The 25,187-nt window shown below is 68.1% G+C and carries 22 protein-coding genes and 2 tRNA genes; 16 read left to right on the top strand and 8 right to left on the bottom strand.

Annotated elements, in window-relative coordinates; translation table 11 throughout:
* Positions 1–49: 49 nt before the first annotated feature.
* The 5 genes from cysD (at position 50) to V7Z98_RS06250 (ending at position 5,056) form a co-directional block, all read left to right on the top strand.
* Complete coding sequence (gene cysD, locus V7Z98_RS06270; protein ID WP_334157363.1) at positions 50–958, top strand: sulfate adenylyltransferase subunit CysD; 909 nt, start codon at positions 50–52, stop codon at positions 956–958.
* The gene (locus tag V7Z98_RS06265; protein WP_334157362.1) at positions 958–2,292 is read left to right on the top strand and encodes a sulfate adenylyltransferase subunit 1; all 1,335 of its coding nucleotides are present in this window, start codon (positions 958–960) and stop codon (positions 2,290–2,292) included. Before cysD ends, V7Z98_RS06265 begins: the two co-directional genes overlap by 1 nt.
* Positions 2,293–2,472: 180 nt before the next feature.
* Positions 2,473–3,537, top strand: coding sequence for a methionine ABC transporter ATP-binding protein (locus V7Z98_RS06260; protein WP_334157361.1), 1,065 nt, complete (start codon positions 2,473–2,475; stop codon positions 3,535–3,537).
* Complete coding sequence (locus tag V7Z98_RS06255) at positions 3,527–4,180, top strand: methionine ABC transporter permease (RefSeq protein WP_293261762.1); 654 nt, start codon at positions 3,527–3,529, stop codon at positions 4,178–4,180. The genes V7Z98_RS06260 and V7Z98_RS06255 overlap by 11 nt, the downstream gene beginning before the upstream one ends.
* Before the next feature lie 72 nt (positions 4,181–4,252).
* Positions 4,253–5,056: a MetQ/NlpA family ABC transporter substrate-binding protein gene (locus V7Z98_RS06250; protein ID WP_334157360.1), complete on the top strand. Its 804-nt coding sequence runs from the start codon at positions 4,253–4,255 to the stop codon at positions 5,054–5,056.
* Between the two features lie 104 nt (positions 5,057–5,160).
* On the opposite strand, the gene V7Z98_RS06245 is transcribed toward V7Z98_RS06250, so the two are convergent.
* A complete protein-coding gene (locus V7Z98_RS06245; protein ID WP_334157359.1) occupies positions 5,161–5,793 on the bottom strand; it encodes a DUF4136 domain-containing protein in 633 nt (210 codons plus the stop codon).
* A 165-nt stretch (positions 5,794–5,958) separates the two neighbouring features.
* Positions 5,959–6,588: a uracil phosphoribosyltransferase gene (gene upp / locus V7Z98_RS06240; protein ID WP_293261771.1), complete on the bottom strand. Its 630-nt coding sequence runs from the start codon at positions 6,586–6,588 to the stop codon at positions 5,959–5,961.
* 311 nt (positions 6,589–6,899) lie between these two features.
* On the opposite strand from upp, the gene V7Z98_RS06235 reads away from it, so the two are divergent.
* The 4 genes from V7Z98_RS06235 to V7Z98_RS06220 all read left to right on the top strand — a co-directional run bounded on the left by V7Z98_RS06235 (position 6,900) and on the right by V7Z98_RS06220 (position 10,407).
* The gene (locus tag V7Z98_RS06235; protein ID WP_334157358.1) at positions 6,900–7,838 is read left to right on the top strand and encodes a DMT family transporter; all 939 of its coding nucleotides are present in this window, start codon (positions 6,900–6,902) and stop codon (positions 7,836–7,838) included.
* A gap of 140 nt (positions 7,839–7,978) precedes the next feature.
* Positions 7,979–8,236: a hypothetical protein gene (locus tag V7Z98_RS06230; protein ID WP_293261777.1), complete on the top strand. Its 258-nt coding sequence runs from the start codon at positions 7,979–7,981 to the stop codon at positions 8,234–8,236.
* Between the two features lie 166 nt (positions 8,237–8,402).
* Positions 8,403–9,422 carry a sulfate ABC transporter substrate-binding protein gene (locus V7Z98_RS06225; protein WP_334157357.1) on the top strand — a complete coding sequence of 340 codons (1,020 nt, stop codon included), beginning with the start codon at positions 8,403–8,405 and terminating at the stop codon, positions 9,420–9,422.
* A 19-nt stretch (positions 9,423–9,441) separates the two neighbouring features.
* A complete protein-coding gene (locus tag V7Z98_RS06220) occupies positions 9,442–10,407 on the top strand; it encodes an EAL domain-containing protein (protein ID WP_293261783.1) in 966 nt (321 codons plus the stop codon).
* A 98-nt stretch (positions 10,408–10,505) separates the two neighbouring features.
* Here V7Z98_RS06220 and rlmB read toward each other — a convergent pair whose 3' ends face one another.
* Together rlmB and rnr are read right to left on the bottom strand one after the other, a co-directional pair.
* Positions 10,506–11,258, bottom strand: a complete 753-nt coding sequence (rlmB, locus tag V7Z98_RS06215) for a 23S rRNA (guanosine(2251)-2'-O)-methyltransferase RlmB (RefSeq protein WP_293261785.1) — start codon at positions 11,256–11,258, stop codon at positions 10,506–10,508.
* 98 nt (positions 11,259–11,356) lie between these two features.
* Positions 11,357–14,398, bottom strand: a complete 3,042-nt coding sequence (rnr, locus tag V7Z98_RS06210) for a ribonuclease R (protein ID WP_334157356.1) — start codon at positions 14,396–14,398, stop codon at positions 11,357–11,359.
* Positions 14,399–14,445: 47 nt separating this feature from the next.
* Between rnr and V7Z98_RS06205 the strand changes: the two genes are divergently transcribed.
* Together V7Z98_RS06205 and V7Z98_RS06200 are read left to right on the top strand one after the other, a co-directional pair.
* Positions 14,446–14,530: transfer RNA gene (locus tag V7Z98_RS06205), tRNA-Leu, on the top strand.
* A gap of 490 nt (positions 14,531–15,020) precedes the next feature.
* Positions 15,021–15,105, top strand: a tRNA-Leu gene (locus tag V7Z98_RS06200).
* Between the two features lie 150 nt (positions 15,106–15,255).
* Here V7Z98_RS06200 and V7Z98_RS06195 read toward each other — a convergent pair.
* Positions 15,256–17,265, bottom strand: coding sequence for a sigma-54-dependent Fis family transcriptional regulator (locus V7Z98_RS06195; protein WP_334157355.1), 2,010 nt, complete (start codon positions 17,263–17,265; stop codon positions 15,256–15,258).
* 299 nt (positions 17,266–17,564) lie between these two features.
* Here V7Z98_RS06195 and pedF point away from each other — a divergent pair, with 299 nt between their 5' ends.
* Genes pedF through V7Z98_RS06175 form a run of 4 tightly spaced genes read left to right on the top strand, consistent with a single transcriptional unit; the run spans position 17,565 to position 20,340 of the window.
* The gene (pedF, locus tag V7Z98_RS06190) at positions 17,565–17,987 is read left to right on the top strand and encodes a cytochrome c-550 PedF (protein ID WP_442951818.1); all 423 of its coding nucleotides are present in this window, start codon (positions 17,565–17,567) and stop codon (positions 17,985–17,987) included.
* Positions 17,977–18,828, top strand: coding sequence for a substrate-binding periplasmic protein (locus V7Z98_RS06185; protein ID WP_334157354.1), 852 nt, complete (start codon positions 17,977–17,979; stop codon positions 18,826–18,828). Before pedF ends, V7Z98_RS06185 begins: the two co-directional genes overlap by 11 nt.
* A 1-nt stretch (position 18,829) precedes the next feature.
* The gene (locus V7Z98_RS06180) at positions 18,830–19,798 is read left to right on the top strand and encodes a YVTN family beta-propeller repeat protein (RefSeq protein ID WP_334157353.1); all 969 of its coding nucleotides are present in this window, start codon (positions 18,830–18,832) and stop codon (positions 19,796–19,798) included.
* Positions 19,795–20,340: a cytochrome b gene (locus V7Z98_RS06175; protein ID WP_334157352.1), complete on the top strand. Its 546-nt coding sequence runs from the start codon at positions 19,795–19,797 to the stop codon at positions 20,338–20,340. The genes V7Z98_RS06180 and V7Z98_RS06175 overlap by 4 nt, the downstream gene beginning before the upstream one ends.
* A 252-nt stretch (positions 20,341–20,592) precedes the next feature.
* Here the strand turns inward: V7Z98_RS06175 and V7Z98_RS06170 are convergent, their stop codons facing one another.
* The 3 genes from V7Z98_RS06170 to exaC form a co-directional block, all read right to left on the bottom strand.
* Positions 20,593–20,907, bottom strand: coding sequence for a c-type cytochrome (locus V7Z98_RS06170; RefSeq protein WP_293261805.1), 315 nt, complete (start codon positions 20,905–20,907; stop codon positions 20,593–20,595).
* A gap of 65 nt (positions 20,908–20,972) precedes the next feature.
* On the bottom strand, positions 20,973–21,344 hold the full coding sequence (locus V7Z98_RS06165) for a DUF779 domain-containing protein (protein WP_293261808.1): 372 nt from the start codon (positions 21,342–21,344) through the stop codon (positions 20,973–20,975).
* An 80-nt stretch (positions 21,345–21,424) separates the two neighbouring features.
* Positions 21,425–22,945 (bottom strand): acetaldehyde dehydrogenase ExaC, encoded by a 1,521-nt coding sequence (exaC, locus tag V7Z98_RS06160; protein WP_334157351.1) that lies wholly within the window; start codon positions 22,943–22,945, stop codon positions 21,425–21,427.
* Positions 22,946–23,233: 288 nt separating this feature from the next.
* Here exaC and V7Z98_RS06155 point away from each other — a divergent pair, with 288 nt between their 5' ends.
* Complete coding sequence (locus tag V7Z98_RS06155; RefSeq protein ID WP_334157350.1) at positions 23,234–25,168, top strand: sigma-54-dependent Fis family transcriptional regulator; 1,935 nt, start codon at positions 23,234–23,236, stop codon at positions 25,166–25,168.
* The last annotated feature ends 19 nt before the right edge of the window (positions 25,169–25,187 follow it).

The raw sequence follows: 25,187 nt of genomic DNA, 5'->3' as shown, positions 1-25,187 counted from the left end.
GGCCGACCGCTCCCCACGAACCGATTTCATTATTGCGATGAGTGCACCCATGACCACCCGCGTCACCCTCTCCCACCTGGACTGGCTCGAAGCCGAAGCCATCCACATCCTGCGGGAAGTGGCCGGCCAGTGCGAGAACCCGGCCCTCCTGTTCTCCGGGGGCAAGGACTCGATCTGCCTGCTGCGCCTGGCGGAAAAGGCTTTCCGTCCCGGCAAGTTCCCCTTCCCCCTGCTGCACATCGACACCGCCCACAACTACCCGGAGGTGATCGCCTTCCGCGACCGCCGCGCCTCTGAACTGGGCGAACGGCTGATCGTGCGCAGCCTGGAGGACTCCATCGCCCGGGGCACCATCGTGCTCAAGTCGCCCCTGGAATCGCGCAACCGCTTCCAGTCCGTGACCCTGCTCGAAGCCGTCGAGGAATTCGGCTTCGACTGCCTGATCGGCGGCGCCCGCCGCGACGAGGAAAAGGCCCGGGCCAAGGAACGGGTGTTCAGCTTCCGCGACGAGTTCGGCCAGTGGGACCCGAAGAACCAGCGCCCCGAGCTGTGGAACCTGTACAACGCCCGGGTGCGCAAGGGCGAGCACATGCGCGCCTTCCCCATCTCCAACTGGACCGAACTGGACGTGTGGCAGTACATCGCCCGGGAAGGCCTGGAGCTGCCCTCGATCTACTTCACCCACAAGCGCCAAATCGTGCGCAAGAACGGCCTGCTGGCCCCGGTCACCGACCTGACCCCGGCCAAGGACGGCGACGTGGTGGAAGAAATCGACGTGCGCTTCCGCACCGTCGGCGACATCCCCTGCACCGCGCCGGTGGAATCCACCGCCGACTCCATCGACAAGATCATCGCCGAGACTGCCAGCACCGCCGTCTCGGAACGGGGCGCCACCCGCCTGGACGACCAGACCAGCGAGGCCTCCATGGAACAACGCAAGAAGGAAGGGTATTTCTGATGGCTGCCCTGGAACGCATTCAAGACCACGGCCTGCTGCGCTTTCTCACCTGCGGCAGCGTGGACGACGGCAAGAGCACCCTGATCGGGCGCCTGCTCTACGACACCCGGGCGATCCTCACCGACACCCTGGCCCAGATCGAGCGCACCTCCCAGCGCCGCGGCCTGTCCGCCGTCGATCTGTCCCTGCTCACCGACGGCCTCTCCGCCGAGCGCGAGCAGGGCATCACCATCGACGTAGCCTACCGCTACTTCTCCACCGGCACGCGCAAGTACATCATCGCCGACGCCCCGGGCCATGAGCAGTACACCCGCAACATGGTCACCGCCGCCTCCACCGCCGACCTGGCGATCCTGCTGGTGGATGCGCGCAAGGGCCTGTCGGTGCAGACCCGCCGCCACGCCGCGGTATGCCACCTGCTCGGCATCCGCCACCTGGTGGTGGCGGTGAACAAGATGGACCTGGTGGAGTACGACCGGGCTGTGTTCGAGCGCATCCGCGCCGATTTCCAGGACTTCGCCGCCGGCCTGGGCCTGTCCGACACCACCCACGACGTCACCTTCGTGCCCATGTCCGCCCTCAACGGCGACATGGTGGTGGACCGGGGCGAAGCCCTGGCCTGGTACGAGGGCCCGACCCTGCTGGAACTCCTGGAAACCGCCCCCGGCGCCCACGGCGACGCGGCGGCCAAGGCCGAGCAGTTCCGCTTCCCGATCCAGTGGGTGTGCCGCCCCCAGGCATCCGACGACCCGGAGCTGCACGACTACCGCGGCTTCAGCGGCCGCATCGAGTCCGGCACCGTCCAGGTGGGCGACCGCATCCTGGCCCTGCCGGCTTGGATCGAGACCAAGGTGAAGGCCATCCACATCGGCGGCCAGCCCCTGACCTCGGCGGTGGCCGACCAGTCGGTGACCCTGCTGCTCGAAGACGAGATCGACCTGTCCCGGGGCGACATGCTGGTCAAGGCCGGCAGCAACGGCAGCACCGCCAGCGCCGCCAACGGCGACGGGGCCGTGCCGGAAGTGACCAAGCAGCTCGACGCCATGGTCTGCTGGTTTGCCGAGACGCCGCTCGACCGCAGCCGCAAGTACACCATCCGCCACACCACCCGCAGCACCCGGGCGGCGGTGGGCGAGATCGCCTACAAGCTGGACGTGAACACCCTGGAACAGCAGGGCGCCGAAAAGCTGGCCATGAACGACATCGCCCGGGTCAGCTTCCGCCTCGCCCAGCCGGTGTTCTGCGATTCCTACGCGAAGAACCGGGCCACCGGGGCCTTCGTCATCATCGACGAGGCCACCTTCGACACCGTAGGCGCCGGCATGGTGGTCTGAGGCGCCCGCCCATCCGAAGCGCTATAATCGCCCCCTTGGCCCGGCCGCCCACCAGCGGCCGGGCCGCATTCTTTTCTGCCGCAGGCCCCTACCGCCGGCCCGGCCGGTAGTGGGAAGAAACACCGCCGTTGGCGACACCATCGAGCCAATCCAAGTATTCAAAGAACAGCAACGGGAATCATGGAGAACCTCCAGACCGCGCCCATGATCGCGCTCAACGCGATCGCCAAGCGCTACCCCGGGCCCAGCCGCGACAGCGCCGCGGTGGAAGCCCTGAGCAACATCGACCTGACCATCGCCGAAGGCGAAATCTTCGGCATCATCGGCAAGAGCGGCGCCGGCAAATCGACCCTGATCCGCTGCATCAACCTGCTCGAACGCCCCAGCGCCGGCCAGGTGGTCGTCGCCGGCCGCGACCTGACCGCGTTGTCCGACGCCGAGCTGCGTGCCGCCCGGCGCGAGATCGGCATGATCTTCCAGCACTTCAACCTGCTGGCCAACCGCACCGTCTTCGCCAACGTCGCCCTGCCCCTGGAGCTGGCCGGCATCCCCCGGGCCGAGATCGCCGCCCGGGTGGACCCGCTGCTCGAACTGGTGGGCCTGGCCGCCCAGCGCGACCGCTACCCGAGCCAGTTGTCCGGCGGCCAGAAGCAGCGCGTCGGCATCGCCCGGGCCCTGGCCTCCCGGCCCAAGGTGCTGCTCTGCGACGAAGCCACGTCGGCCCTGGACCCGGAAACGACCCGCTCGATCCTGGCCCTGCTGCGCGACATCAACCAGCGCCTCAAGCTGACCATCGTGGTGATCACCCACGAGATGCAGGTGATCAAGGACCTGTGCGACCGGGTGGCGGTGCTCGACCACGGCCGCATCGTCGAATCGGGCCGGGTGTTCGAGGTGTTCACCGCCCCCACCCAGCCCATGACCAAGACCCTGATCGCCGACGTGATCGGCCACGAGTTGCCCGAGGGCCTGCTCGAACGGCTGGCCCAGCCGCACCTGCAAAAGGGCGGCCAGGTGGTGCGGCTGTTCTTCACCGGCGCCTCGGCCGACGCGCCCCTGATGTCGGCCCTGACCCGCCAGTTCGGCCTGGATGTGAACATCCTGCACGGCCAGATCGACGAGATCCAGGGCGAGCCCTTCGGCTCCCTGCTGGTGCTGCTCGAAGGCGACGTCGCCAACCGCCAGGGCGCCCTGACCTGGCTCGATCAACAAGGCATCCGCACGGAGGTGGTCAATGTCGCCTGAACTGCTTTCCCTGCTCTGGGACTCATTCATCGAAACCCTGGTGATGGTCGGCCTGTCCGGCGGCATCGCCACCCTGATCGGCATCCCCCTCGGGCTGCTGCTCGCCGTCACCGCCCCGGGCCACATCCTGGCCCGGCCGGCCTTCAACAAGATTCTGGGCCTGGTGGTGAACGCGGTGCGCTCCACCCCCTTCATCATCCTGATGGTGGCGATCATCCCCTTCACCCGCCTGATCACCGGCACCTCCATCGGCACCGCCGCCGCCGTGGTGCCCCTGGCCATCGCCGCCATCCCCTTCGTCGGCCGCCTGGTGGAAGGCGCCCTGCGCGAGGTGGACGGGGGCCTGATCGAGGCCGCCCAGGCCATGGGCGCCACGCCGATGCAGATCATCACCAAGGTGCTGGTGCCCGAATCCCTGCCCGGCATCCTCAACGGCCTGACCATCATGCTGGTCAGCCTGATCGGCTTTTCCGCCATGGCTGGCGCCGTGGGCGGAGGCGGCCTGGGCGACCTGGGCATCCGCTACGGTTACCAGCGCTTCATGCCCGAGGTGATGGGCATGGTGGTGCTGGTGCTGATCGTCTTCGTCCAGCTGGTCCAGTCCTGTGGCGACTGGCTGTCGCGGCGCCTGAACCATCGCTGATCACCGCTAATCAGCGCTGACGCCGGATCGCCCTTTTCCCTTGTTTCCGACCCTTAGCCAACAGGAGTCCCCATGAAAATCGCAAAAGCCCTCGCCACCCTGCTGTTGGGCGCCACCGCTCTAGCCAGCCTGACCAGCCTGGCCGCCCACGCCGACGACAAGGTCTACAAGATCGGCGTCACCGCCGGACCCCACGCCCAGGTGATGGAACAGGTCAAGAAGCTGGCCGAGAAGGAAGGCCTGAAGATCCAGGTGATCGAATTCTCCGACTACGTGCAGCCCAACGCCGCCCTGGCCGCCGGCGACCTGGACGCCAACAGCTACCAGCACCAGCCCTACCTGGACGACCAGGTGAAGTCCCGGGGCTACAAGCTGGTGTCGGTGGCCACCACGGTCAACTTCCCCATGGGCCTCTACTCCAAGAAGGTGAAGAGCGTGGCCGAGCTGGCCCACGGCGCCACCATCGGCGTGCCCAACGACCCGACCAACGGCGGCCGCGGCCTGCTGCTGCTGGAAAAGCAGGGCCTGATCAAGATCAAGCCGGGCGTGGGCCTCAAGGCCACGCCCCTGGACATCGCCGAGAACCCCAAGAAGTTGAAGTTCAAGGAACTCGACGCCGCCCAGCTGCCGCGCACCCTGGGCGACCTGGACGCCGCCACCATCAACACCAACTACGCCCTGCCGGCCGGCCTCAACCCGACCAAGGACGCCATCGCCATGGAAGCGGCCAAGGGCCCCTACGCCAACGTGATCGTGGTGCAGGAGAAGAACAAGGACGCGGCCTGGGTGCACAAGCTGATCAAGGTCTATCACAGCGCCGAGATCAAGAAGTTCATCGACACCGAGTTCAAGGGTTCCGTGCTGACCACCTGGTAAGCGCATCCCCAGGGGTTCTGCCCCATTGAAACGGCGACGCCCGGCTTGATGCCGGGCGTTTTGCTTTGTGGCAAGGCTGGGGAATGACGGCCGTGCGGCCTGACCTACTTGCCGCCGGCCGGCGCCGCCCGGTCGCCGCTGCCGGCGACGAAGGGATAGCGGGCGAAGATGGCGGCCACCGCCTTGTCCAGGGAGGATTGGGACACCGCTGCGGCCATGTCGTCCACCGTGCCGACGCCGACGCCTTCCCACACCAGCTGGCGCCGCCGGGCGTCCACCAGGTCCACGTTGAGGGTGCCCTGGGTGTACTGGATCACCTCCTGACCCCAGCCGTAGCCCGGCCAGGAGCCGTAGTAACCGCCCCGGTAGCCGTAATAGCCCATGGGCGCCGGGGTCGGCACCACGTCATACTTTTCCTCCAGCTTGGCGTTGAAGTTCACCAGCAGGTCGGGGGAGGCTTCCCGGTACACGTAACCGCGACGTTCCAGTTCGGCCCGGGCGGCGCGGCGCAGCCGGTCGGTCAGCAGGGTGCTGTAGCCGGAACGGTCGGTTCCCGCCGGCGAGAAGAAGGCGAAGGTGTGGTAGCGGGCGAAATCCGTCTGGGGATCGTAGTCGCTGCGCACGTTGGGACCGCTGGCGCAGGCCGCCAGCAGCAGGGGTGCGGCCTGCAGGGCGAGCCGCCCCAGAATCCGGCGCAGGCCGGCGGGTTGGACGAACAGGGTGACGAGGCGGGACATGGCGACCTCCTGAGCATGGATGGGCAATCTTCCGCTATCTTCCGGCGATGCGCCGGCTTTCCAAGAATAAGACGCCGGCTCCGCCCCCGCCGTTCCAGCGCGATCGCCGCCGACCTCCACGGCGCCGCCGAGCTGCCCCGCCCGGATGCTATCCGGGCGACACGGTCAGTGCTTGGTACCGAACAGCTTGTCGCCGGCGTCCCCCAGGCCGGGAATGATGTAGCCGTCGGCGTTGAGGTGGCTGTCCAGGGAAGCGGCGTGGATCGACACGTCCGGGTGGGCCTCGCTTACCGCCTTCACCCCTTCCGGCGCCGCCACCAGCACCAGGGCCTGGATCTGGCGACAGCCCTTGCGCTTGAGCATGTCGATGGTGGCGTTGAGGGAGCCGCCGGTGGCCAGCATCGGGTCGATGATCAGGGCCATGCGCTCTTCCAGGTTGCCCACCAGCTTTTCGAAATAGGGCTCGGGCATCAGGGTTGTCTCGTTGCGGGCGATGCCCACCACGCTCACCCGGGCACTGGGCATCAGGTCGAGCACCCCGTCGAGCATGCCCAGGCCGGCGCGCAGGATCGGCACCACGGTGACCTTCTTGCCCTTCAGCTGCTGCACCTCCACCGGGCCGCACCAGCCGTCCACCGTCACCGTCTCCACGGGAAAGTCGCGGCACGCCTCGTAGGCCAGCAGCCGGGCCAATTCCGCCGTCAGCTCGCGGAATTTCTTGGTGCTCATGTCCGCGGCCCGCAGCAAACCGATCTTGTGCTGGACGAGGGGGTGGTCGACGACGGTGAAGGGCATGGCGGTCTCGGCGGCAAGGAAATTGAACGGCGCGATTATCGCCCGGCGCGGCGGCGGCCGAAATAGCGGCGTACCGCCCGATGCCGCCCTCCGATCCGCCAGCCCTTGCGAACCCCGCGCCCAGCGCGCCTTTCCGGCCTGCCAGCGCCGGATGCCGCGCCCCTTGTGGTTTTCCACAACGCATGCCCGGAGAACGAGTACTGGCGCGGGGTTTCAATCCCCCTCGGGGCCGCGCCCTCTCCACGCCCCGTTCCGGCCGGGCTGCGCGGCGGGGATAATGCCGGCTTTTGCGCCCCCGGCGCCCGACCGCCATGCCCTCCCCCGCCTCCGTCCGCCATCCCCTCGCCCTGGGCGTGCTGTGCGCCCTGGGGGCCGGCCTGCTCTGGGGGCTGGTCTTCGTCGCCCCGCTGATCTTCGCCGACGTGGCCCCCGCCTCCCTGGCCCTGGGCCGCTACCTGGCCTTCGGCCTGGTGGCCCTGCTCCTGGCCGGCGCCGACCGCCCCCGTCTGGCGGCCCTGACCCGGGCCGACTGGAAGCGGGCCGTCGCCCTCACCCTGGTGGGCAACTTCATCTACTACGGCTGCCTGGCCGCCGCCCTGCAACAGGCCGGCGGCCCCCTGCCCACCCTGCTGATCGGCACCCTGCCGGTGGTCATCGCTGTATGCGCCAACCTGACCTCGCCGGACCTGCCCTGGCGGCGCCTGGTGCCGCCGCTGCTGGCCATTGCCACCGGATTGGCCCTGGTCCACGCCCAGGAGGCGGGCGCGGCCCCGGGGGACGGCTTTGCCGCCGGCCTTGCCCTGGCCGTGGGGGCGGTGGCCTGCTGGACCTGGTATCCCCTGGCCAACGCCGACTGGCTGCGCCGCCATCCGCGCCTGTCGCCCACCACCTGGTCCACCGCCCAGGGGCTGGCGACCCTGCCCCTGGCGGTGGCCGGCTTCGCCGTGCTGCTGGCCGTCCAGCCCACCGGGCGGATCTTCGGCGCCGACCCGGCGGCTTACGTCGCCGGCATGGCGGTGCTGGGGCTGGGCGCCTCCTGGGCCGGCACCCTGCTGTGGAACCGGGCCAGCCAGCTATTGCCGCCCGCCCTCACCGGCCAGCTGATCGTTTTCGAGACCCTGGCGGCCCTGGCCTATCTGTACCTGTACGCCGGGCGCGGTCCGACGTTTTTCGAGAAAGCTGGCATAACCTTGCTGCTTTGCGGCGTATTGCTCGGCGTGCGCGCCGTCCGCTCGGCGCAGCGCCATTAATGACGCCGAGGTGCTCATCGTGTACCCCTTCGCGCGGCGCACAAATTTCGTTTGCATAATCTTAAATTGCACCGGAATATTTCCCTTTCCTATAACGCAACCAGGCCTTTTTCAGGCCAATTTTGCAAAGGGGAAAAACCATGACGTCGCCGCACTCTCGTCCACCGCTCGCTCCCGAAGCCAGCTCCTGCCTCGAATGCCTGAGACTGCATCTCACCAGCAAACGCCCGGCGAGCACAGCGGCCCCTCCCTTCGACGATTGCCCCGGCGACTACCGCTGCCCGCTGCGTGAAGTGCGGGCCATCGGCCGCATCACCGACCGGGTCTACAAGGCCACCTGGGTGGCCCTGGTGGGCCTGGTGGGCATCATGATCACGGCCGTCCTGACCAACGTCTGATCCCGGCAGGGGCTCCTCGGAGCCCCTTTTTCGAGCACCGTTTTCCTACCCGCTCGCTTATTACAATAATTAATAAAATTAAAGGATTTTATTCTTTTTCAGCAGAAGGACCCGTCGATACAGTACGCCCATCCCCTTTCGATCATCCGACACCACGAGGATCACCATGGCGTACTCCAAACCCCTGCCCCGCCTGCTCGGCACCCTGGCCCTGGCCTTCTCCACCGCCTTCGGCGCGGCCCACGCGGCCGACATTAACCTGCTCAACGTTTCCTACGACCCGACCCGGGAGCTGTACCAGGACTACAACGGCGCCTTCGCCAAGTACTGGAAGGCCAAGAGTGGCGACAACGTGACCATCCGCCAGTCCCACGGCGGCTCCGGCAAGCAGGGCCGCTCGGTGATCGACGGCCTGGAAGCCGACGTGGTCACCCTGGCCCTGGCCTACGACATCGACGAGATCGCCGCCAAGGCCAAGCTGCTGCCGGCCGACTGGCAGAAGCGCCTGCCCCACAACGCCAGCCCCTACACCTCGACCATCGTATTCCTGGTGCGCAAGGGCAACCCGAAGAACATCAAGGACTGGGAAGACCTGGCCAAGCCGGGCGTCTCGGTGATCACCCCCAACCCCAAGACCTCCGGCGGCGCCCGCTGGAACTACCTGGCGGCCTGGGGCTACGCCCTGAAGAAGTACGGTAGCGAGGACAAGGCCCAGGAATTCGTCGGCCGCCTGCTCAAGAACGTGCCCGTGTTCGACACCGGCGCCCGGGGCGCCACCATCAGCTTCGTCGAGCGTGGCCTGGGCGACGTGCTGCTCGCCTGGGAGAACGAGGCCCTGCTGGCCACCAAGGAGATCGGCAAGGACAAGTTCGACATCGTGGCGCCGGAAACCTCGATCCTGGCCGAGCCGCCGGTGTCGATCGTGGACAAGAACGTGGACAAGCACGGCACCCGCAAGGTGGCCCAGGCCTACCTGGAATACCTGTACTCGCCGGAAGGCCAGGACATCGCGGGCAAGCACTACTACCGCCCGGTGGATGCCAAGGTGGCGGCCAAGTACGCCGGCCAGTTCCCCAAGGTCAAGCTGTTCACCATCAACGACGTGTTCGGCGGCTGGGAAAAGGCCACCAAGGCCCACTTCTCCGACGGCGGCTCCTTCGACCGCCTGGTCGGCGGCAACCGCTAACGGGAGCCCAGGCAACGCCATGACCGCCCTGGAAGCCCTGCACGACGTGGTCCGCTACTTCAACGACCACGCCTTCGCCCGCCCCACCGGCCAGCCGGCCCTGAACGTGACCCCCCAGCAGGTCGAGGGGCTGTTCACCGACCTGCGCCTGGAATCCCGCTACCAGCCCCTGATTTCGGTGCGGGACGGGGCCAGCGTGGCCCACGAGGCCCTGCTGCGCGCCTTCGGGCCGGACGGCACGCCCCTGTCGCCGGAAGACGTGTTCTCCCTGCCGGGAGGCAGCGAGGAGATGGTGCACCTGGATCGCCTGGTGCGCACCCTCCACGCCCTCAACTTCCTGGCCAACGGGGCTCGGGGCGACCTGCACCTGAACGTCCATCCCCAGCACCTGCTGGCGGTCCAGGGCGGCCATGGGCAAGTCTTCGAAACCATCCTGCGCCACCTGGGGTTGTCCCCCGCCCAGGTGGTGCTGGAAATCGTCGAAACCGGTGACAGCAGCGGCGGTGACGGCAAATCCTACGAGGCCCACCTGGCCCGGGCCATCGCCGGCTGGCGCGAACGGGGCTACCGCATCGCCCTGGACGACTTCGGCCGCGCCCACTCCAACGTGCACCGCCTGGCCTGGTTGTCGCCGGACATCGTCAAGCTCGACGGCACCCTGATCTACGCCGCCGAGCAGGACCGGCGCCACGCCAGCATCCTCAGCCGCATGGTGGCCATCGCCCACGACATCGGCGCGGTGGCGGTATGCGAGGGCATCGAAACCCCGCGCCACCTGGAGCTGGCCATCGCCGCCGGCGCCGACCAGGTGCAGGGCTACCTGTTTGGAAAACCCGCCTCCCTGGCCCAGCTACGCCAGGGCGACGGAGACGGCGGGGCCTCCCTGGGCGCCGCCCTGGACACCCTAAAGGCCCTGCTCGCCGAACTCGGCGAGGCGGCCAACGCCGGCACCGCGCCGGCCCAGCCCAAGGAGCTGGCGGCCTGAGTTTGCCTCTTGCCGCCTCCCCCTTCCCCCCAACGAAACCTCCAACGAAAAAGGCCCCGAAAGGGGCCTTTGCGTTTTGCGGACCGTCCGTCGCCGGCTCAGGCGCCCAAGCGGCGGCGCCGGGCTTCGAACAGGCAGACCCCGGCGGCCACCGAGACGTTGAGGGATTCGACGCTGCCGAGCATGGGGATGCTCACCAGGGTGTCGCAGGTTTCCCGGGTCAGGCGGCGCAGGCCCTCCCCTTCGGCCCCCAGCACCCAGGCGGTGGCGGCGGGCCAGTCGGCCTCGTAGAGGTTGGAGGTGGCTTCGCCGGCGGTGCCCACCACCCAGATGTCCCGCTCCTTCATCTCGCGCAGGCTGCGGGCCAGGTTGGTGACCACCACGTAGGGCACGGTTTCGGCGGCACCGGAGGCGGCCTTGATCGCCACGTCGGTAAGCCCCACCGCCCGGTCCTTGGGCGCCACCACGGCGTGGGCGCCGACCGCGTCGGCCACCCGCAGGCAGGCCCCCAGGTTGCGCGGATCGGTGATGCCGTCCAGCACCAGCAGCAGGGCCGGCTCGGCCAGGGTGTCGAGCACGTCGTCCAGGGTGACGTGGCGGATGCGGGCGTCCACCAGGGCGATCACCCCCTGGTGGCGGGCGCCGGGGGCCATGCCGTCGAGGCGCTTGCCGTCCACCGGGATGACCCGCACCCCGTGGGTTTCGGCATGGCGCAGCAGGTCCTTGGCCCGGGCGTCCTGGCGCTGGGCGTCCAGGTAGATTTCCTTCACCGCCTCCGGATCGTGGCGCAGCTTGGCGATGATGGCGTGAAAGCCGTGGATGGAACGGGTCTGGGAGCGGCTTTCGGCCATGGTGTCTACCTTGCGGAATGGGGAAACAGGGCGGCGATTGTAGCGGTTCGGGCGGCGGCGGCGAAACGTCCGCCGCCGCCGCCCGGCAACCTGCCCGATCAGCCGGCCTTGGTGCGCTTCACAGCCGGCTTGGCGGCAGCCTTGCTGGCGGTTTTAGGCGCCGTCTTGCGGGCGGCCTTCGGAGCCGCCTTGGGGGTCGCTTTGGGGGTCGCCTGGACCGCAGCCTTGGCAACCGGCTGTGCCGCCTTGGTCACGGATTTTGCGGGCTTGGCAGCCTTCGCACTGGCCTTGCCGGACGGCTTGGCCCGGGCGGGGGCGGCCTTCTTGGCCTTGCCGTCGGCCTTGGCCTTTGCCGCAGGTTTCTTGGCGGCCGCGGTTGCCGGCTTGGCCACCTTGGCCTTGGCGGGTTTCCCCTCTTCGGCACCCTTGCTCCGCTTGGTGGCGCTCGGTACCGGAACCTCTTCCACCCGCGGCAGCGGGACGCCGCCCAGCAGGGCGGCTACCGGGGCCTTGCGCCGCCGCGCCGGAACGGCCGGGATCGTGTCCCCCGCGCCGGACGCCGTGCCCTGGGGCGGACCGAAATAGGTGGTGGGCCGATCCTCGTCCGTCACCGGGCGCGGTGCGGGCCGGGACGCCGGACGTGCCTTGGCGACCGGGCCACGCGCTTCCGCACGAACGACCGGAGCCGCCTTGCCCCCCTTCCCTCCCTTGCCACTGCTCTTGCCCCGGGGGGCAACGGGAGCGGCATGCCGCTCCTCGTCACGGGCAGGAGCGGCTTCGTTGCGCCGGGCCGCCCGGCCGCCGGCCCCGTCCTTGACCAGGACGAAGTCCACCTTGCCGCTTTCCAGATCGGCCCGCACCAGCTTGACCTTGACCCGGCCGCCCAGGCGGTAGGAAACGCCGCTGCGCTCACCGACCATGGCGTGCTTGACCGGATCGTGGTGGAAGTAGTCCTCGCCCAGTTCGGAGACGTGCACCAGGCCTTCCACGTACACCTCGTCCAGGGCGACGAAGATGCCGAAGGGCACCACCGTGGAGATGGTGCCGTCGAACACCTCGCCGATGCGCTCCTTCATGTAGAAGCACTTCAGCCAGTTCTCCACGTCCCGGGTGGCCTCGTCGGCGCGGCGCTCGGTGGCCGAGCAGTGCAGGCCGATGGATTCCCAGTTGGCGTGGTCCTTGTCCTTGGGCGTCTCCGCCGGCAGGGCCTTGGCGGTCTTGGCCTCGGCGGGGCGCTGCTGGGCGCCGTTGCGCTTGAAGGGCTTTTCCGGAATCAGGATCAGGTCCTGGTAGCCCTCGGGCTTGTAGCGCTGGCCGGCCAGCACCGCCTTGATCGCCCGGTGCACCAGCAGGTCCGGATAGCGGCGGATCGGCGAGGTGAAGTGGGTGTAGGCCTCGTAGGCCAGGCCGAAGTGGCCCAGGTTGTCCGGGCTGTAGATGGCCTGGCGCAGGGAGCGCAGCATCACCGTCTGCAACAGCGGCGCGTCGGGCCGGTCCTTCACCTTGTCGAGCAGTTCGGCGTAGTCCCGGGCGCCCGGGGCATCGCCGCCGCCGATGGACAGGCCGAATTCCTTGAGGAAGTCGCGCAGGGCTTCGAGCTTTTCCGGCGTCGGGCCCTGGTGCACCCGGTACAGGCAGGTCTGCTTGTGCTCTTCGAGGAAGTTGGCGGCGCAGACGTTGGCCGCCAGCATGCATTCCTCGATCAGCTTGTGGGCGTCGTTGCGGATGACCGGGATGATGGTGTCGATCTTGCCCTGGTCGTTGAAGACCATCTGGGTCTCGGTGGTCTCGAAGTCGATGGCCGCCCGCTGGTCCCGGGCCTTGGAAAGCACCTGGAAGAGCTTGTAGAGGGTTTGCAGGTGGGGCAGGACCGCCACGTGGGCGTCGGCTTCGGGCTGCGCGGCACCGGAAATCCAGTTCCACACCTGGGTGTAGGTGAGGCGGGCCCGGGAGCGGAACACCGCCGGGTAGAAACGGTACTCCTTGATCCGCCCGGCGCTGGTGATCTGCATGTCGCAGACCATGGACAGGCGGATCACGTCCGGGTTGAGGGAGCACAGGCCGTTGGAGAGCTTTTCCGGCAGCATCGGGATCACCCGGCGCGGGAAATACACCGAGTTGCCCCGGGAGAAGGCGTCGTGGTCCAGGGCCATGCCCGGCTTGACGTAGTGGGAGACGTCGGCGATGGCCACCACCAGGCGGTAACCCCGGCCGACCTTTTCGGCAAAGACCGCGTCGTCGAAGTCCCGGGCGGTCTCGCCGTCGATGGTCACCAGGGGCAGATGGGTCAGGTCCTCGCGGCCGGCAGTATCGACCTTGCGCACCGTGTCCGGGATGGCCTTGGTCTCGGCCTCGGCTTCCGGCGAGAAATCGAAGGGCAGATCGTGCTTGCGCAGGGCGATCTCGATTTCCATGCCCGGGTCGGCGTAGTTGCCCAGCACCTCCTTCACCCGGCCGATGGGCTGGGTGTAGCGGGTCGGCTGCTCGATGATCTCGACCACCACCACCTGGCCGGTGCGGATCTCGGGCACGGCCCCGCGCTTCTTGCTCTTTTTGGCGCCCTCGGCCTTTTCCTCCGGGGCGAGCAGAATCTTCTGGTTGATGCGCCGGTTCTCGGGGACGACGAAGCGCACGCCGTGTTCCTCGAACACCCGGCCTACCACCAGAGAATTGGCCCGTTCCAGCACCTCGACGATGGCGCCTTCGCGGCGGCCGCGCCGGTCCACCCCGGTGACCCGGGCCAGGGCCCGGTCGCCGTGGAGCACCCGGTCCATCTGCTTGGGTTCCAGGTACAGGTCGTCGGACTGGTCGTCGGTGACGAGGAAACCGTAGCCGTCCGGATGGCCGATCACCCGGCCGGGGATCAGGTCCACCTTCTCGGGCAGGATCAGGGCGCCCTTGCGGTTGCGCAGCAGCTCGCCCTCCCGCTCCATGGCGCGCAGGCGGCGCTCGAACAGATCGCGTTCGAAGGGGGCGATATCGAGCAGGGTGCACAGGTGCTCGACGCTGACGGGACGGCCCTGCTCTTCCAGGGTCAGGGTGATGTATTCGCGGGACGGCAGCGGCGACGGATACTTTTGTACCTCCCGTTCGAAGAACGGATCGCGGCGGCGCACTTTCGACAGTTTGGGTGTTGACACTTTTTTGGGGGTCCTTATAATCCGGCCTTCTTCGATGTTCGCACATCGCCCAGATGGCGGAATTGGTAGACGCACTAGTTTCAGGTACTAGCGCCGCGAGGCGTGGAGGTTCGAGTCCTCTTCTGGGCACCAATCGCAGAAAAAAGCCAGCTTCCGAGCTGGCTTTTTTCATTTCTGCGTCGCCAGTTTCTCAGCGCCATCACGTTCTAGCCAGTGCATCCTTGGGTTTGCGGTGGCCCCCGCGGCAGCGGCACCCTTGGTGCCGGCCAGCACGGAGGCCGGAAAATCGATGCGTGCCAGCATGTCGGCATGGCAACGCAGGCAGATGATACCAGCCCCGGGCCATGTCTTCAGTTAAATCCCCGCCCGGGCCGTTCCGGCGCCGGCCATGGCTCGGCCCGACACCCCGGAACCGCCAAAATGGCCGATCCGCGCCTCGTCCGTGAAAATGGGCCGGAAAGTGCAAGAAAACGGACTCATCGGGAGAAATGGGGAGTCGACAGCGAATCCCCACGAAGGCTGGACCACGGCCCGATTGTCCTGGTTAGGGCGGGCGCGTAATAACGTTTGCGTTCCCGGCCTGAAGTCCCTATAATCCGCGCCTATTCGATGTTCGCACATCGCCCAGATGGCGGAATTGGTAGACGCACTAGTTTCAGGTACTAGCGCCGCGAGGCGTGGAGGTTCGAGTCCTCTTCTGGGCACCAATCGTAGAAAAAAGCCAGCTCCCGAGCTGGCTTTTTTCATTTCCGGGCCTAACCCCGTCCCAACGCCCATCCCAAGTCCTAAAAAGCGAACGGCCATGCCGATTCTGGCATGGCCGTTTGCGTTCGGCGGAAAAGACGCCGAGCCGGGGATTACAGCTGGCCCAGACGGCGGTACAAGGTGTTGCGGCTGATGCCCAGCTTGCGCGCCGCCGCCGAGATGTTGCCCCCCACCGCTTCCAGGGTGCGCTGAATCGCCTGGCGCTCCATCTCCTCCAGACTCACCATCTCGCCGCCCGGCATCAGGGGCCGGACCATCGCGGCCGAGGCCGGCATTTCCGCCATCGGCGCGACGATCGGCGCATCGGACGCGGCTTCGAGCAGGTCTTCGAGCAGGTGGCACTCGTTGATTTCCGACTCGTCGTCGTCGAGCAGGGCCAGGGCGACCCGCAGCACGCTGGTCAGTTGCCGGATGTTGCCCGGCCAAGGGTAAGCCTCGAACAGGCGCATGGTGCTTTCGGACACCTGCACCGCCCGGCCCTCGGCCTCGGCGCCGATGATGTTGTGCACCAGCTGGCGCAGGTCGGCCCGCTCGCGCAGGGGCGGCAGGGTGACGCTCAGGCCGTTGAGGCGGAAATACAAATCCTCGCGGAAGGCGCCCCGGGCCACCTCGTCGCGCAGACGGCGGTGGGTGGCGCAGACCAGGGCGATATCCACCGGGATGGTCTTGCCGCTGCCCAGGGGGGTGACGCAACGCTCCTGGAGGACCCGCAGCAGCCGGGCCTGGAGGGCCAGGGGCATGTCGCCGATCTCGTCGAGGAACAGGGTGCCACCGTGGGCTTGCTGGATCTTGCCCACGGCCCCTTCCTTGCGCGCGCCGGTGAAGGCGCCGCCCTGGTAGCCGAACAGTTCGGACTCGATCAGGTTTTCCGGAATGGCGGCGCAGTTGAGCGCCACGAAGGGGCGGTCGCGCCGCGGGCTGCTGTTGTGGAAGGCCTTGGCAAAAATCTCCTTGCCCGCGCCGGATTCGCCCTGGATGAGGATCGGGATGTCCCGGCCGATCACCCGGCGGGCCCGATCCACCGCGGCCTGGATGCGCGGGTCGCCGGTGCACAGGGACTCCAGGGTGATCTCCGCCGGCTCGGCGGGCTGCACTTCGGGCAGCCGCACCGGACGGATCGGTTCCTCCGCCACACCGATCACCCGGCCGCCGGCGCCGACGGCCGGCAGGTTGCCGCGCAGCCGCACATAAAAGGTCTTGCCTTCCCGGGTACGCAGGGCGATAGGCCGTTCCGGCTCGCGGCGCGCCTGATCCACCAGCCGGCCCAGCACGCCCTCGAAGATCACCGAAAAATCCCGGTTCATCACCTCCTGGCGGCGCAGGCCGAGCAACTCCAGGCCCGAGACGTTGACGGCCGAAATGAAGCCGTCGCCGTTCACCGCCAGCACGCCTTCGCCGAGGGTGCCCAGGTAATCGTCCCGGGAATGGAAGCACACCAGAATCTGGCGCGACTGCTCGAAGTCGAACAGACGGCGCTCCACCATCTGGGCGGACATGCGCACCAGACCGAAGGTGTGGGGCTGATAGCGGCGGAAATCGGTCGAAATATCCAGCACACCGATGACGTTCCCGTAGGAGTCGCGCAGGGGCGCCGAGCTACAGGTGAGAAAGCCGTTGTGGTCGAGGAAGTGCTCGGCCCCGAACACTTCCAGGGGGCGCTCCTCGACCAGGGCGGTGCCGATGGCGTTGGTGCCGCGCACCGACTCGTCCCAGGAGGAACCGGGCTGGAGGGCGACGCGCTGGGCCCGGGAAACGAAATCCGGGTCGCCCAGGCTGTGCAACAGCAGGCCGTTGCTGTCGGCCAGGACCACCACGCAGCCCGAATCGTGGATGTGCTCGTAGACGTGCTCCATCACGGGCAGGGCATAGGAGATCAGCGACCGGCTACGGTCCTGCTCCTGTTTGAGCACCTGCTCTGCCACCGGATCGGCGGCTACGCCACGGACGGCAGTCTCGATGCCGGACCGATGACAGCGCTGCCATGAGCGCAGCACCTCGGTACTGAGGAGCTCGCCAGGCAGATCGCCACGCTGGAAGAACAACTGTCGTGCCTTGAGGATGCGCAGGGTGCGCGCATCCTCGGCAACCAAAGCTTGCCGCATATCCCTCCTCCTTGTTCTCTGCTGCCTACCGCTGTCTCGCTCGACCGATTTCGTATCGGTTCATGTGTCACTTGTGTTGCAGAACGTAGCACCTGCCCAATTGTTTAGCAACGCATGTGTCGGTGCGAACCCGATCTAGCAACCTCCGTGCCTGGACAAGTTGCTGAAGCGTGCAACAAAACCCCTGTTTCACCGCCTGGCACGGGGCTTGCTGCCTGGCTCCCTGTCATGGGCCTCGCGGCCCCTCGCCGGCACAACACTACAAATCATTTCTTCGACCAAAGGAAACCAAGGTGAAACTGACCCTCCGCACCACGCTTCGATCGATCCCCGTCCTGCTGCTCGCGCTGATCGCCGCCAATGCCATCGCCCACGGCGACGTGGTTCCCCATGCGGTCGACACCACCGGCCTGGACAACCTGGGCAGCGAGTGGCGCGCCACCAACCCCTTCCGCAAGAACGAAACCGCCATCCGCATCGGCGATTCGGCCTTCAACCAGAACTGCGCCCGCTGCCACGGCCTGGGCGCCGTGTCCGGCGGCATCGCCCCGGACCTGCGCTACCTGCCCGAAGGTGACGAGGGCGACGAGATCTTCCTCAACCGCATCCGCCACGGTTCCACCCGGGATGGCCGGGTGTACATGCCCCCCTTCGAGGGCACCCTGTCCCAGGAAGCGATGTGGGCGATCCGCGCCTGGCTGGAGAAGGTCCATGTGGACTAAGCGCCGTACCTCCCTGCGCCTGCTGGCCGGCCTCGCCCTGGCCGGTCTGGCTTCCTTCGCCCGGGCCGGCGACGTCCCGGTACAACAGCCCGGCGTGCTACGCATCGCCGTCTATAACGATTTCGCCCCCTACTCGGCCAAGGGCCAGGGCATCGACGTGGACCTGGGCCGGGCCCTGGCGGAAAAGCTCGGGCTCAAGCCCGACTTCGTCTGGTTCAGCGCCGACGACGACATGGGCGACGACCTGCGCAACATGGTGTGGAAGGGCCATTACCTGGGCACCCGGCCGGCGGACGTGATGATGCACGTGCCGGTGGACACCCGGCTGGCCCAGGCCAACAAGCAGGTGACGATCTTCGCCCCCTACTACCTGGAAACCCTGGCGGTGGTGCGCGATCCCCAGCGGGTGCCGCCGGTGACCGGCTCGGCGGCGGTGGCCTTGGAGGTGTTCACCCGGGAAAAGATCGGCGTCGAAGTGGGCTCCCTGGCCGACTCCTTCCTGCTCGCCTCCCTCAGCGGCCGCATCCGCGACCAAGTGGTGCATTACCGTTCCGTGGCCAAGGCCGTCGGCGGGCTGCGCGCCGGCGAGGTGGCGGCGGTGATGGCGCCCAAGGCCGAACTGGAGGCCGCCCTGGGCAGTGCCCCGAGTCCCTACGCCATGGGACCGGTGAAGATGCCCGAGATGCGCATCAACGGCTGGGCGCTGGGGCTGGCGGTGAAGGCCGACAACCCGCAGCTCGCCGACACCCTGGGCCAGGCCATGGCCCAGCTGGAAAAGGACGGCACGGTGAAGCAGATCTTCGCCCGCCACGGCGTTACCCACCAGACCACGGGAGACTGACATGAACGCCCCCCTGCCCCGGCAGTCCCCGCTCCCGCGACTGGCTCTCCTGCTCGCCCTGGCCGGCATCGCCGGGCCGGGGTGGTGCGGTCCCAACGCCTACGTGCCGAACGAGAAGAGCGGCACGGTGAGCGTGATCGACACCGCCACCGACCAGGTGATCGGCCAGATTCCCGCCGGGGCCCGCCCCCGGGGTATCGCCGCCGACCCGGCCGGCAGCCGCCTGTACCTCACCGATGCCAAGGCCAACGGCCTGACCGTGCTGGACGCCGGCACCCGCCAGATCGTCCGCCAAGTGCCCCTGGGCGAATCGCCGGAAGGCATCTACATCTCCCGGGACGGCAGCCGCCTGGCGGTGGCCGTGGAAGGCACCAATGCGGTGGCCCTGGTGGATGCCGCCAGCGGCGCGGTGCAGGCCACGGTCAAGGTCCAGGGCAAGAACCCGGAGCACGCCGTGTTCAGCCCCGACAGCCGCTGGCTCTACGTCAGCGCCGAGGAGGCCGAGCAGGTGGACGTGATCGACGTGGCCCAGGGCAAGCAAGTGGCCAGCATCCCGGTGGGCAAGCGCCCCCGGGGCATTGCCTTCCTGCCCGACGGCTCCCGGGCCTACGTGGCCTGCGAACTGGCCGGGGCGGTGTACGCCATCGACACGGCCAGCCGCCAGGTGCTGGCGCGCATCCCCGCCGGCCAGATGTCCAACGGCGTCGCCGCCCTGCCCGACGGCTCCCGGGTGTTCGTCTCCAACGGCCGCGACGGCACGGTGATGGCCATCGACACCGCCAGCCACCAGGTGCTGGCCACCATCGAGGTGGGCAAGCGCCCCTGGAACATGGCGGTGACCCCGGACGGGCGCAAGCTCTACGTGGCCAACGGCCGCTCCAACAGCGTCTCGGTGATCGACACCGCCGGCCTGCGCCGCGTCGCCGACGTGGCGGTGGGCGAACTGCCCTGGGGAGTGGCGATCCGATGAGCGCGCCCCGCTACACCCGCACCGCCATCCTGCTGCACTGGGTGCAGGCTGCCCTCGTTCTCACCCTGCTCGGCCTGGGCTGGTACATGGCCGACCTGCCCAAGGGGCCGGACAAGACCGCCACCTACGCCCTGCACAAGTCCCTGGGGCTGTGCGCCCTGGCCCTGGTAGCGGTGCGCCTGCTGTGGCGCTGGCAGCACCGCCCGACGCCCCTGGCCCGGGTCACCACCCAGGAGCGCCTGGCGACGGCGGTGCACCATCTGCTCTACCTGCTGCTGGCGCTGGTGCCCCTGGCCGGCTACCTGTCGGCCTCGTTCACCAAGTACCCGATGAAGCTGTTCGGCATGCCGGTGTTCAAGGCCGGCTGGGCCGACGAGACGATCAACGGCATGTTCAACGCCCTGCACAAGGGCAGCGCCCTGATCCTCGCCATCCTGGTGGGCCTGCACGTGGCGGCAGCCCTCTACCACGGGCTACGCCGCGACGGGGTGCTGGCGCGCATGTCGCCCCACAATTCCCGCGCCGGCACCGCCCTGGAGTGACGCCGGCCCCCCCTGCTCCATTCCCGTTTTTTCCTCTCCCTTGCCAGGCCCCAGCAACACCGGGGCCTGTTTTTTTGCCCGCTATTTGCCCGCTTGCCGCTTTGGCAGCCCCGAGTTGTTGCAAAAGAAAACACCTGCTCCAAATTGGAGCAGGTGTCGTTTTCATTGGGTAAATCGGTTTTACCCTGTGGCGGCACTAAGCAGTGCAGCGCGGGCCGAACGCACCGCAATGCCTCCAGCGCCACCTCCCGATCAATCCAGGTTCAGCACCCATTCCAGGGCGGCGCGCAGGTCGGCGTCGTTAATGCGCTCCGGCGGATTGGGGGTCATGGGAATCTCGCCCCACACGCCGCTGCCGCCCTCCCGGACCTTCTTGGTCAGAATGGCCAGGGCGTTGGGGTTGCCCTTGTACTTGGCGGCCACGTCCTTGTAGGCCGGGCCCACCAGCTTCTTGTCCACCGCGTGGCAGGCGACGCAGCGCGCCTTCTTGACGATGGCCTCGGAAGCCGTGGCGCCGCCGGCTGCAACGGCGGCGGCGATGAGGAACAAGCAGTGCTGCACTTTCATGGGAATCCTTCCAAAAACAGGGCGACGAATGGGGGAAATCGGGGAGAGCAAAGAAACGGGGCGCCTCACACCAGGCCGGCCCGCTCCAGTTCGGTCCATTCCTCGTCGCTGAAAAAGCGTGAACGGGCGATGAAGCTGACGCCTTCCGGGCCTTCCAGGGAAAAGGTGTCGCCGTTGCCCGGGGCGACGTCGATCACCAACTGGGTGTGCTTCGAATACTCGTACTGGGACTGGCCGATGTAGAACGGGCAGCCGCCGATCTCGCCCAGATGCACGTCGTAGCGGCCGATCGCCAGTTCGCCGGCCAGGTAGCACATCGGGGCGCTGCCGTCGCAGCAGCCGCCGGATTGAAAGAACATCAGCCCCGCGCCGTGCCTGGCCTTGAGGCGCTCGATCAGCGCCAGGGCCGCCGGTGTTGCCACAACCCGATCCACCACGATCGTCTCCCGAAGAAAAAACGGGGCGGCAGGGCCGCCCCGAACATCAGCTCAAGCAACGTGGAGAGCAGAGGAGAGACTTAGAAGAAGCCCAGGGCCTTCGGGCTGTAGCTGACCAGCAGGTTCTTGGTCTGCTGATAGTGGTCGAGCATGACCTTGTGGGTCTCGCGGCCGATGCCCGATTCCTTGTAGCCGCCGAAGGTGGCGTGGGCCGGGTAGGCGTGGTAGCAGTTGGTCCACACCCGGCCGGCCTGGATGGCGCGGCCCATGCGGTAGGCAGTGCTGCCGTCGCGGCTCCACACGCCGGCGCCGAGGCCGTAGGGGGTGTCGTTGGCGATGGCCAGGGCTTCGGCTTCGTCCTTGAAGGTGGTCACGGCCAGCACCGGCCCGAAGATTTCCTCCTGGAAGATGCGCATCTTGTTGTGGCCCTTGAACAGGGTCGGCTGGATGTAATAGCCCTCGGCCAGCTCGCCGCCGAGATGGGCGCGATCGCCGCCGACCAGCACCTGGGCGCCTTCTTCCTTGCCCAGTTGGAGGTAGGACTGGATCTTGTCCATCTGCATCTGGGACGCCTGGGCACCCATCATGATCGAAGTGTCCAGGGGGCTGCCCTGCTTGATGGCACGGACGCGGGCCAGGGCGCGCTCCATGAACTTGTCGTAGATGGATTCCTGGATCAGGGCGCGGGACGGGCAGGTGCACACTTCGCCCTGGTTGAAGGCGAACAGCACCAGGCCCTCGATGGCCTTGTCGAAGAAGTCGTCGTCGGCGCGGGCAATGTCCTCGAAGAAGATGTTGGGGGACTTGCCGCCCAGCTCCAGGGTGGCCGGGATCAGGTTGGTGGCGGCGGCCTGGGCGATGACGCGGCCGGTGGCGGTGGAGCCGGTGAAGGCGATCTTGGCGATGCGCTTGCTGGTGGCCAGCGGCATGCCGGCTTCGCGGCCGTAGCCGTTGACGATGTTGAGCACCCCCGGCGGCAGCAGGTCGGCGATCAGCTCGACCAGCACCAGGATGGAAATCGGGGTCGACTCGGCCGGCTTGAGCACCACGCAGTTGCCGGCGCCCAGGGCGGGAGCCAGCTTCCAGGCGGCCATCAGGATCGGGAAGTTCCAGGGGATGATCTGGCCGACCACGCCGAGAGGCTCGTGGAAGTGGTAGGCGATGGTGTTCTCGTCGATCTCGGACAGGCTGCCCTCCTGGGAGCGCAGGCAGCCGGCGAAGTAGCGGAAGTGGTCGACGGTGAGGGGGATGTCGGCGTTGAGCGTCTCGCGGATCGCCTTGCCGTTATCGACGGTCTCGGCGTAGGCCAGCAACTCCAGGTTCTGCTCGATGCGGTCGGCGATCTTGAGCAGGAGGTTGGCCCGGTCGGCGGCCGGGGTCTTGCCCCACTTGGCGGAAGCGGCATGGGCGGCGTCCAGGGCCAGCTCGATATCCTCGGCGGTGGAGCGGGCGGCCTTGGTGTAAGGCTTGCCGGTCACCGGGGTGATCACGTCGAAATATTCGCCCTTGACCGGGGCGACCCACTTACCACCAATGAAGTTGTCGTATTTGGCCTTGTACTGGATCTTGGCGCCAGAATGGCCGGGCAGTTCGTAAATCATAGTCTCCTCCTTGGATAGGATGGGTTGGCAACGCTCTTGAGTGAAGGCGTTCTCTCCCTAGGCAGAGACCGTGCCAGCTTTTCGCCATCCCCCGTCACCCCTGGCCAAAACCGGCCTGGCCGGGCAAACCGGGGTCGCCGGGGGCAGGATGCCCGGTCACTCTGGAGCACCCCCTGTCTTAAAACGGGACAATTGCTCCACGACGCAACGCGCCCGCGCCGGAAAAACTCCTGAAACCCTGACCAGGAGCGGACTTCGGTCAGGCACGGATCATGCACCATTCATAAGATGGAACATGACGACGCCCCCACCTCGCCGATCCGCCGCTCCTGGGAGCGCTGCGCCGAACTCGGCCTCTCCCCCGGCCAGCCCCTGCCCGACGCCAGAGTCTCCCAGGCGATCCTGGCAGAGCGCCTGGCCGCCAACGAACGTCTGGTGGCCTACGCCCAGCCGGTCATCGAAAATCTCCACCAGCAGATCGCCCGGTCCTCGTCCACCGTGCTGCTGGCCGACAGCAGCGGCATGATCCTGCGCTCGGTGGGGGATCTGGACTTCCTCACCAAGGCCACCCGGGTCGCCCTCACCCCCGGTTCGGTCTGGTCGGAAACCCACATGGGCACCAACGCCATCGGCACCGCCCTGCTCGAACAGCGGCCGGTGGCGGTGTTCGGCGACCAGCACTACCTGACCCGCAACCACTTCCTCACCTGCATCTCCACCCCCATCCACGGGCCGGAAGGGGGGCTGCTCGGTGTGCTCGACATTTCCAGTGACGCCCGGGTGACCCATACCCACGCCCAGGCCCTGCTGCGCACCACCGCCGAGGTGATCGAGAACCGACTGATCGAAACCCTGCCCGGCGGCGTCCTGGCCCTGCGCTTCCACGCTGCGCCGGAAGCCCTGGGCACGCCTCTGGAGGGCCTGGTGGTGCTCGACGGGGCCGGCCAGGTGCTCGCCTGCAACCGCCGCGCCAGCCAGCTCCTCGGCGGCGAGAACCAGCCCGGCGCCCTGCAGCGCTACTTCCGCGGCAGCCTGCCCATGCTCATGGACCACGTACGCCGCCGCGGCGGCCAGACCCTGCTGCTGCGCGGCGCCAACGGCCGGGAATACGCCGCCACCCTGGCCCTGCTCGCCGCCGTCCCGGGCGCCCCCCCTGCGCCCTCGCCCCTGGCCGGCCGGAGCGCAGGCGGCGGCATTGAGGCGGCCGCCCCGTCATCACCGGGGCAACTCGGCGCGCCGACCCTGGCCGACCTGAGCCTGGGGGACCCGCGCATGGCCGAGGCGGTGCGCCTGGCCTCCTGCATCGTCGAGCGGGACATCCCCCTGATGATCCAGGGCGAAACCGGCTCGGGGAAAGAAGTGTTCGCCCAGGCCTTCCACCGCTCGTCGCGGCGCCGCGACGGCCCCTTCGTAGCGGTGAACTGCGCGGCGATCCCCGCCACCCTGATCGAGGCCGAACTGTTCGGCTACGTCGAAGGCGCCTACACCGGCGCCCGCCGCCAGGGCAGCAAGGGCAAGATCCGCGAAGCCCACGGCGGCACCCTGTTCCTCGACGAGATCGGCGACATGCCCCAGGCCCTCCAGGCGGTGCTGCTGCGGGTGCTGGAAACCCGGCGGGTGGCCCCCGTCGGCGGCGGCGCCGAGGAAATGGTGGACATCGCCCTGGTCTGCGCCAGCCACCGGCCCCTCAAGGCCCTGGTCAAGCAGGGTGAGTTCCGCGCCGACCTGTTCTTCCGCCTCTCCGGCATCACCGTCGGCCTGCCGCCCCTGCGCGAGCGCAGCGACTTCTCGGCCCTGGTGCGCCAGCTGCTGCGCGACGAATCGCCGCAGCGCCCCCTGCGCATCTCCCCCGAGGCCCTGGCGGCGCTGCACCGCCACCCCTGGCCGGGCAACCTGCGCCAGTTGCGCAACGTGCTGCGCCTGGCGGTGGCCATGGTCGGCGACGAAACCCTGCTCGACCTGCGCCACCTGCCCGAGGACCTGCTCGAAGAGTCCCGCGCCCAAGCTCCCGGCGGCGGCGCCACCGGCCAGAGCCTGCGCACCAGCGAGGCCCGGCTGGTGCGGGACACCCTGGCCCGCCACCGGGGCAACATCTCGGCGGCGGCCCGGGAACTGGGCATCACCCGCACCACCCTGTACCGCAAGCTGCGCCAGGACGAGCCCGCCGCCGACGGCGCCCCGCCCTTCCCCTTCGCCCCGCCCTCCCCTCCTGCCGGCCAGTGACCCGCGGCCGGTGCCTTTC

This window comes from Oryzomicrobium sp., from assembly GCF_036820405.1.
Classification (GTDB): Bacteria; Pseudomonadota; Gammaproteobacteria; order Burkholderiales; family Rhodocyclaceae; genus Oryzomicrobium.
This window is presented reverse-complemented; position numbering and strand designations above follow the sequence as displayed.

Excerpts from the sequence above, each read along its gene's own strand:
- V7Z98_RS06230 (WP_293261777.1), top strand. The coding sequence starts at position 7,979 with ATGACGTCGCCGCACTCTCGTCCACCGCTCGCTCCCGAAGCCAGCTCC.
- V7Z98_RS06250 (WP_334157360.1), top strand. The coding sequence starts at position 4,253 with ATGAAAATCGCAAAAGCCCTCGCCACCCTGCTGTTGGGCGCCACCGCT.
- V7Z98_RS06155 (WP_334157350.1), top strand. The coding sequence starts at position 23,234 with ATGGAACATGACGACGCCCCCACCTCGCCGATCCGCCGCTCCTGGGAG.
- V7Z98_RS06265 (WP_334157362.1), top strand. The coding sequence starts at position 958 with ATGGCTGCCCTGGAACGCATTCAAGACCACGGCCTGCTGCGCTTTCTC.
- V7Z98_RS06255 (WP_293261762.1), top strand. The coding sequence starts at position 3,527 with ATGTCGCCTGAACTGCTTTCCCTGCTCTGGGACTCATTCATCGAAACC.
- V7Z98_RS06235 (WP_334157358.1), top strand. The coding sequence starts at position 6,900 with ATGCCCTCCCCCGCCTCCGTCCGCCATCCCCTCGCCCTGGGCGTGCTG.
- cysD (WP_334157363.1), top strand. The coding sequence starts at position 50 with ATGACCACCCGCGTCACCCTCTCCCACCTGGACTGGCTCGAAGCCGAA.
- V7Z98_RS06260 (WP_334157361.1), top strand. The coding sequence starts at position 2,473 with ATGGAGAACCTCCAGACCGCGCCCATGATCGCGCTCAACGCGATCGCC.
- V7Z98_RS06245 (WP_334157359.1), bottom strand. The coding sequence starts at position 5,793 with ATGTCCCGCCTCGTCACCCTGTTCGTCCAACCCGCCGGCCTGCGCCGG.
- V7Z98_RS06170 (WP_293261805.1), bottom strand. The coding sequence starts at position 20,907 with ATGAAAGTGCAGCACTGCTTGTTCCTCATCGCCGCCGCCGTTGCAGCC.
- rlmB (WP_293261785.1), bottom strand. The coding sequence starts at position 11,258 with ATGGCCGAAAGCCGCTCCCAGACCCGTTCCATCCACGGCTTTCACGCC.
- V7Z98_RS06195 (WP_334157355.1), bottom strand. The coding sequence starts at position 17,265 with ATGCGGCAAGCTTTGGTTGCCGAGGATGCGCGCACCCTGCGCATCCTC.
- exaC (WP_334157351.1), bottom strand. The coding sequence starts at position 22,945 with ATGATTTACGAACTGCCCGGCCATTCTGGCGCCAAGATCCAGTACAAG.
- upp (WP_293261771.1), bottom strand. The coding sequence starts at position 6,588 with ATGCCCTTCACCGTCGTCGACCACCCCCTCGTCCAGCACAAGATCGGT.
- V7Z98_RS06185 (WP_334157354.1), top strand. The coding sequence starts at position 17,977 with ATGTGGACTAAGCGCCGTACCTCCCTGCGCCTGCTGGCCGGCCTCGCC.
- V7Z98_RS06180 (WP_334157353.1), top strand. The coding sequence starts at position 18,830 with ATGAACGCCCCCCTGCCCCGGCAGTCCCCGCTCCCGCGACTGGCTCTC.
- V7Z98_RS06175 (WP_334157352.1), top strand. The coding sequence starts at position 19,795 with ATGAGCGCGCCCCGCTACACCCGCACCGCCATCCTGCTGCACTGGGTG.
- V7Z98_RS06220 (WP_293261783.1), top strand. The coding sequence starts at position 9,442 with ATGACCGCCCTGGAAGCCCTGCACGACGTGGTCCGCTACTTCAACGAC.
- V7Z98_RS06225 (WP_334157357.1), top strand. The coding sequence starts at position 8,403 with ATGGCGTACTCCAAACCCCTGCCCCGCCTGCTCGGCACCCTGGCCCTG.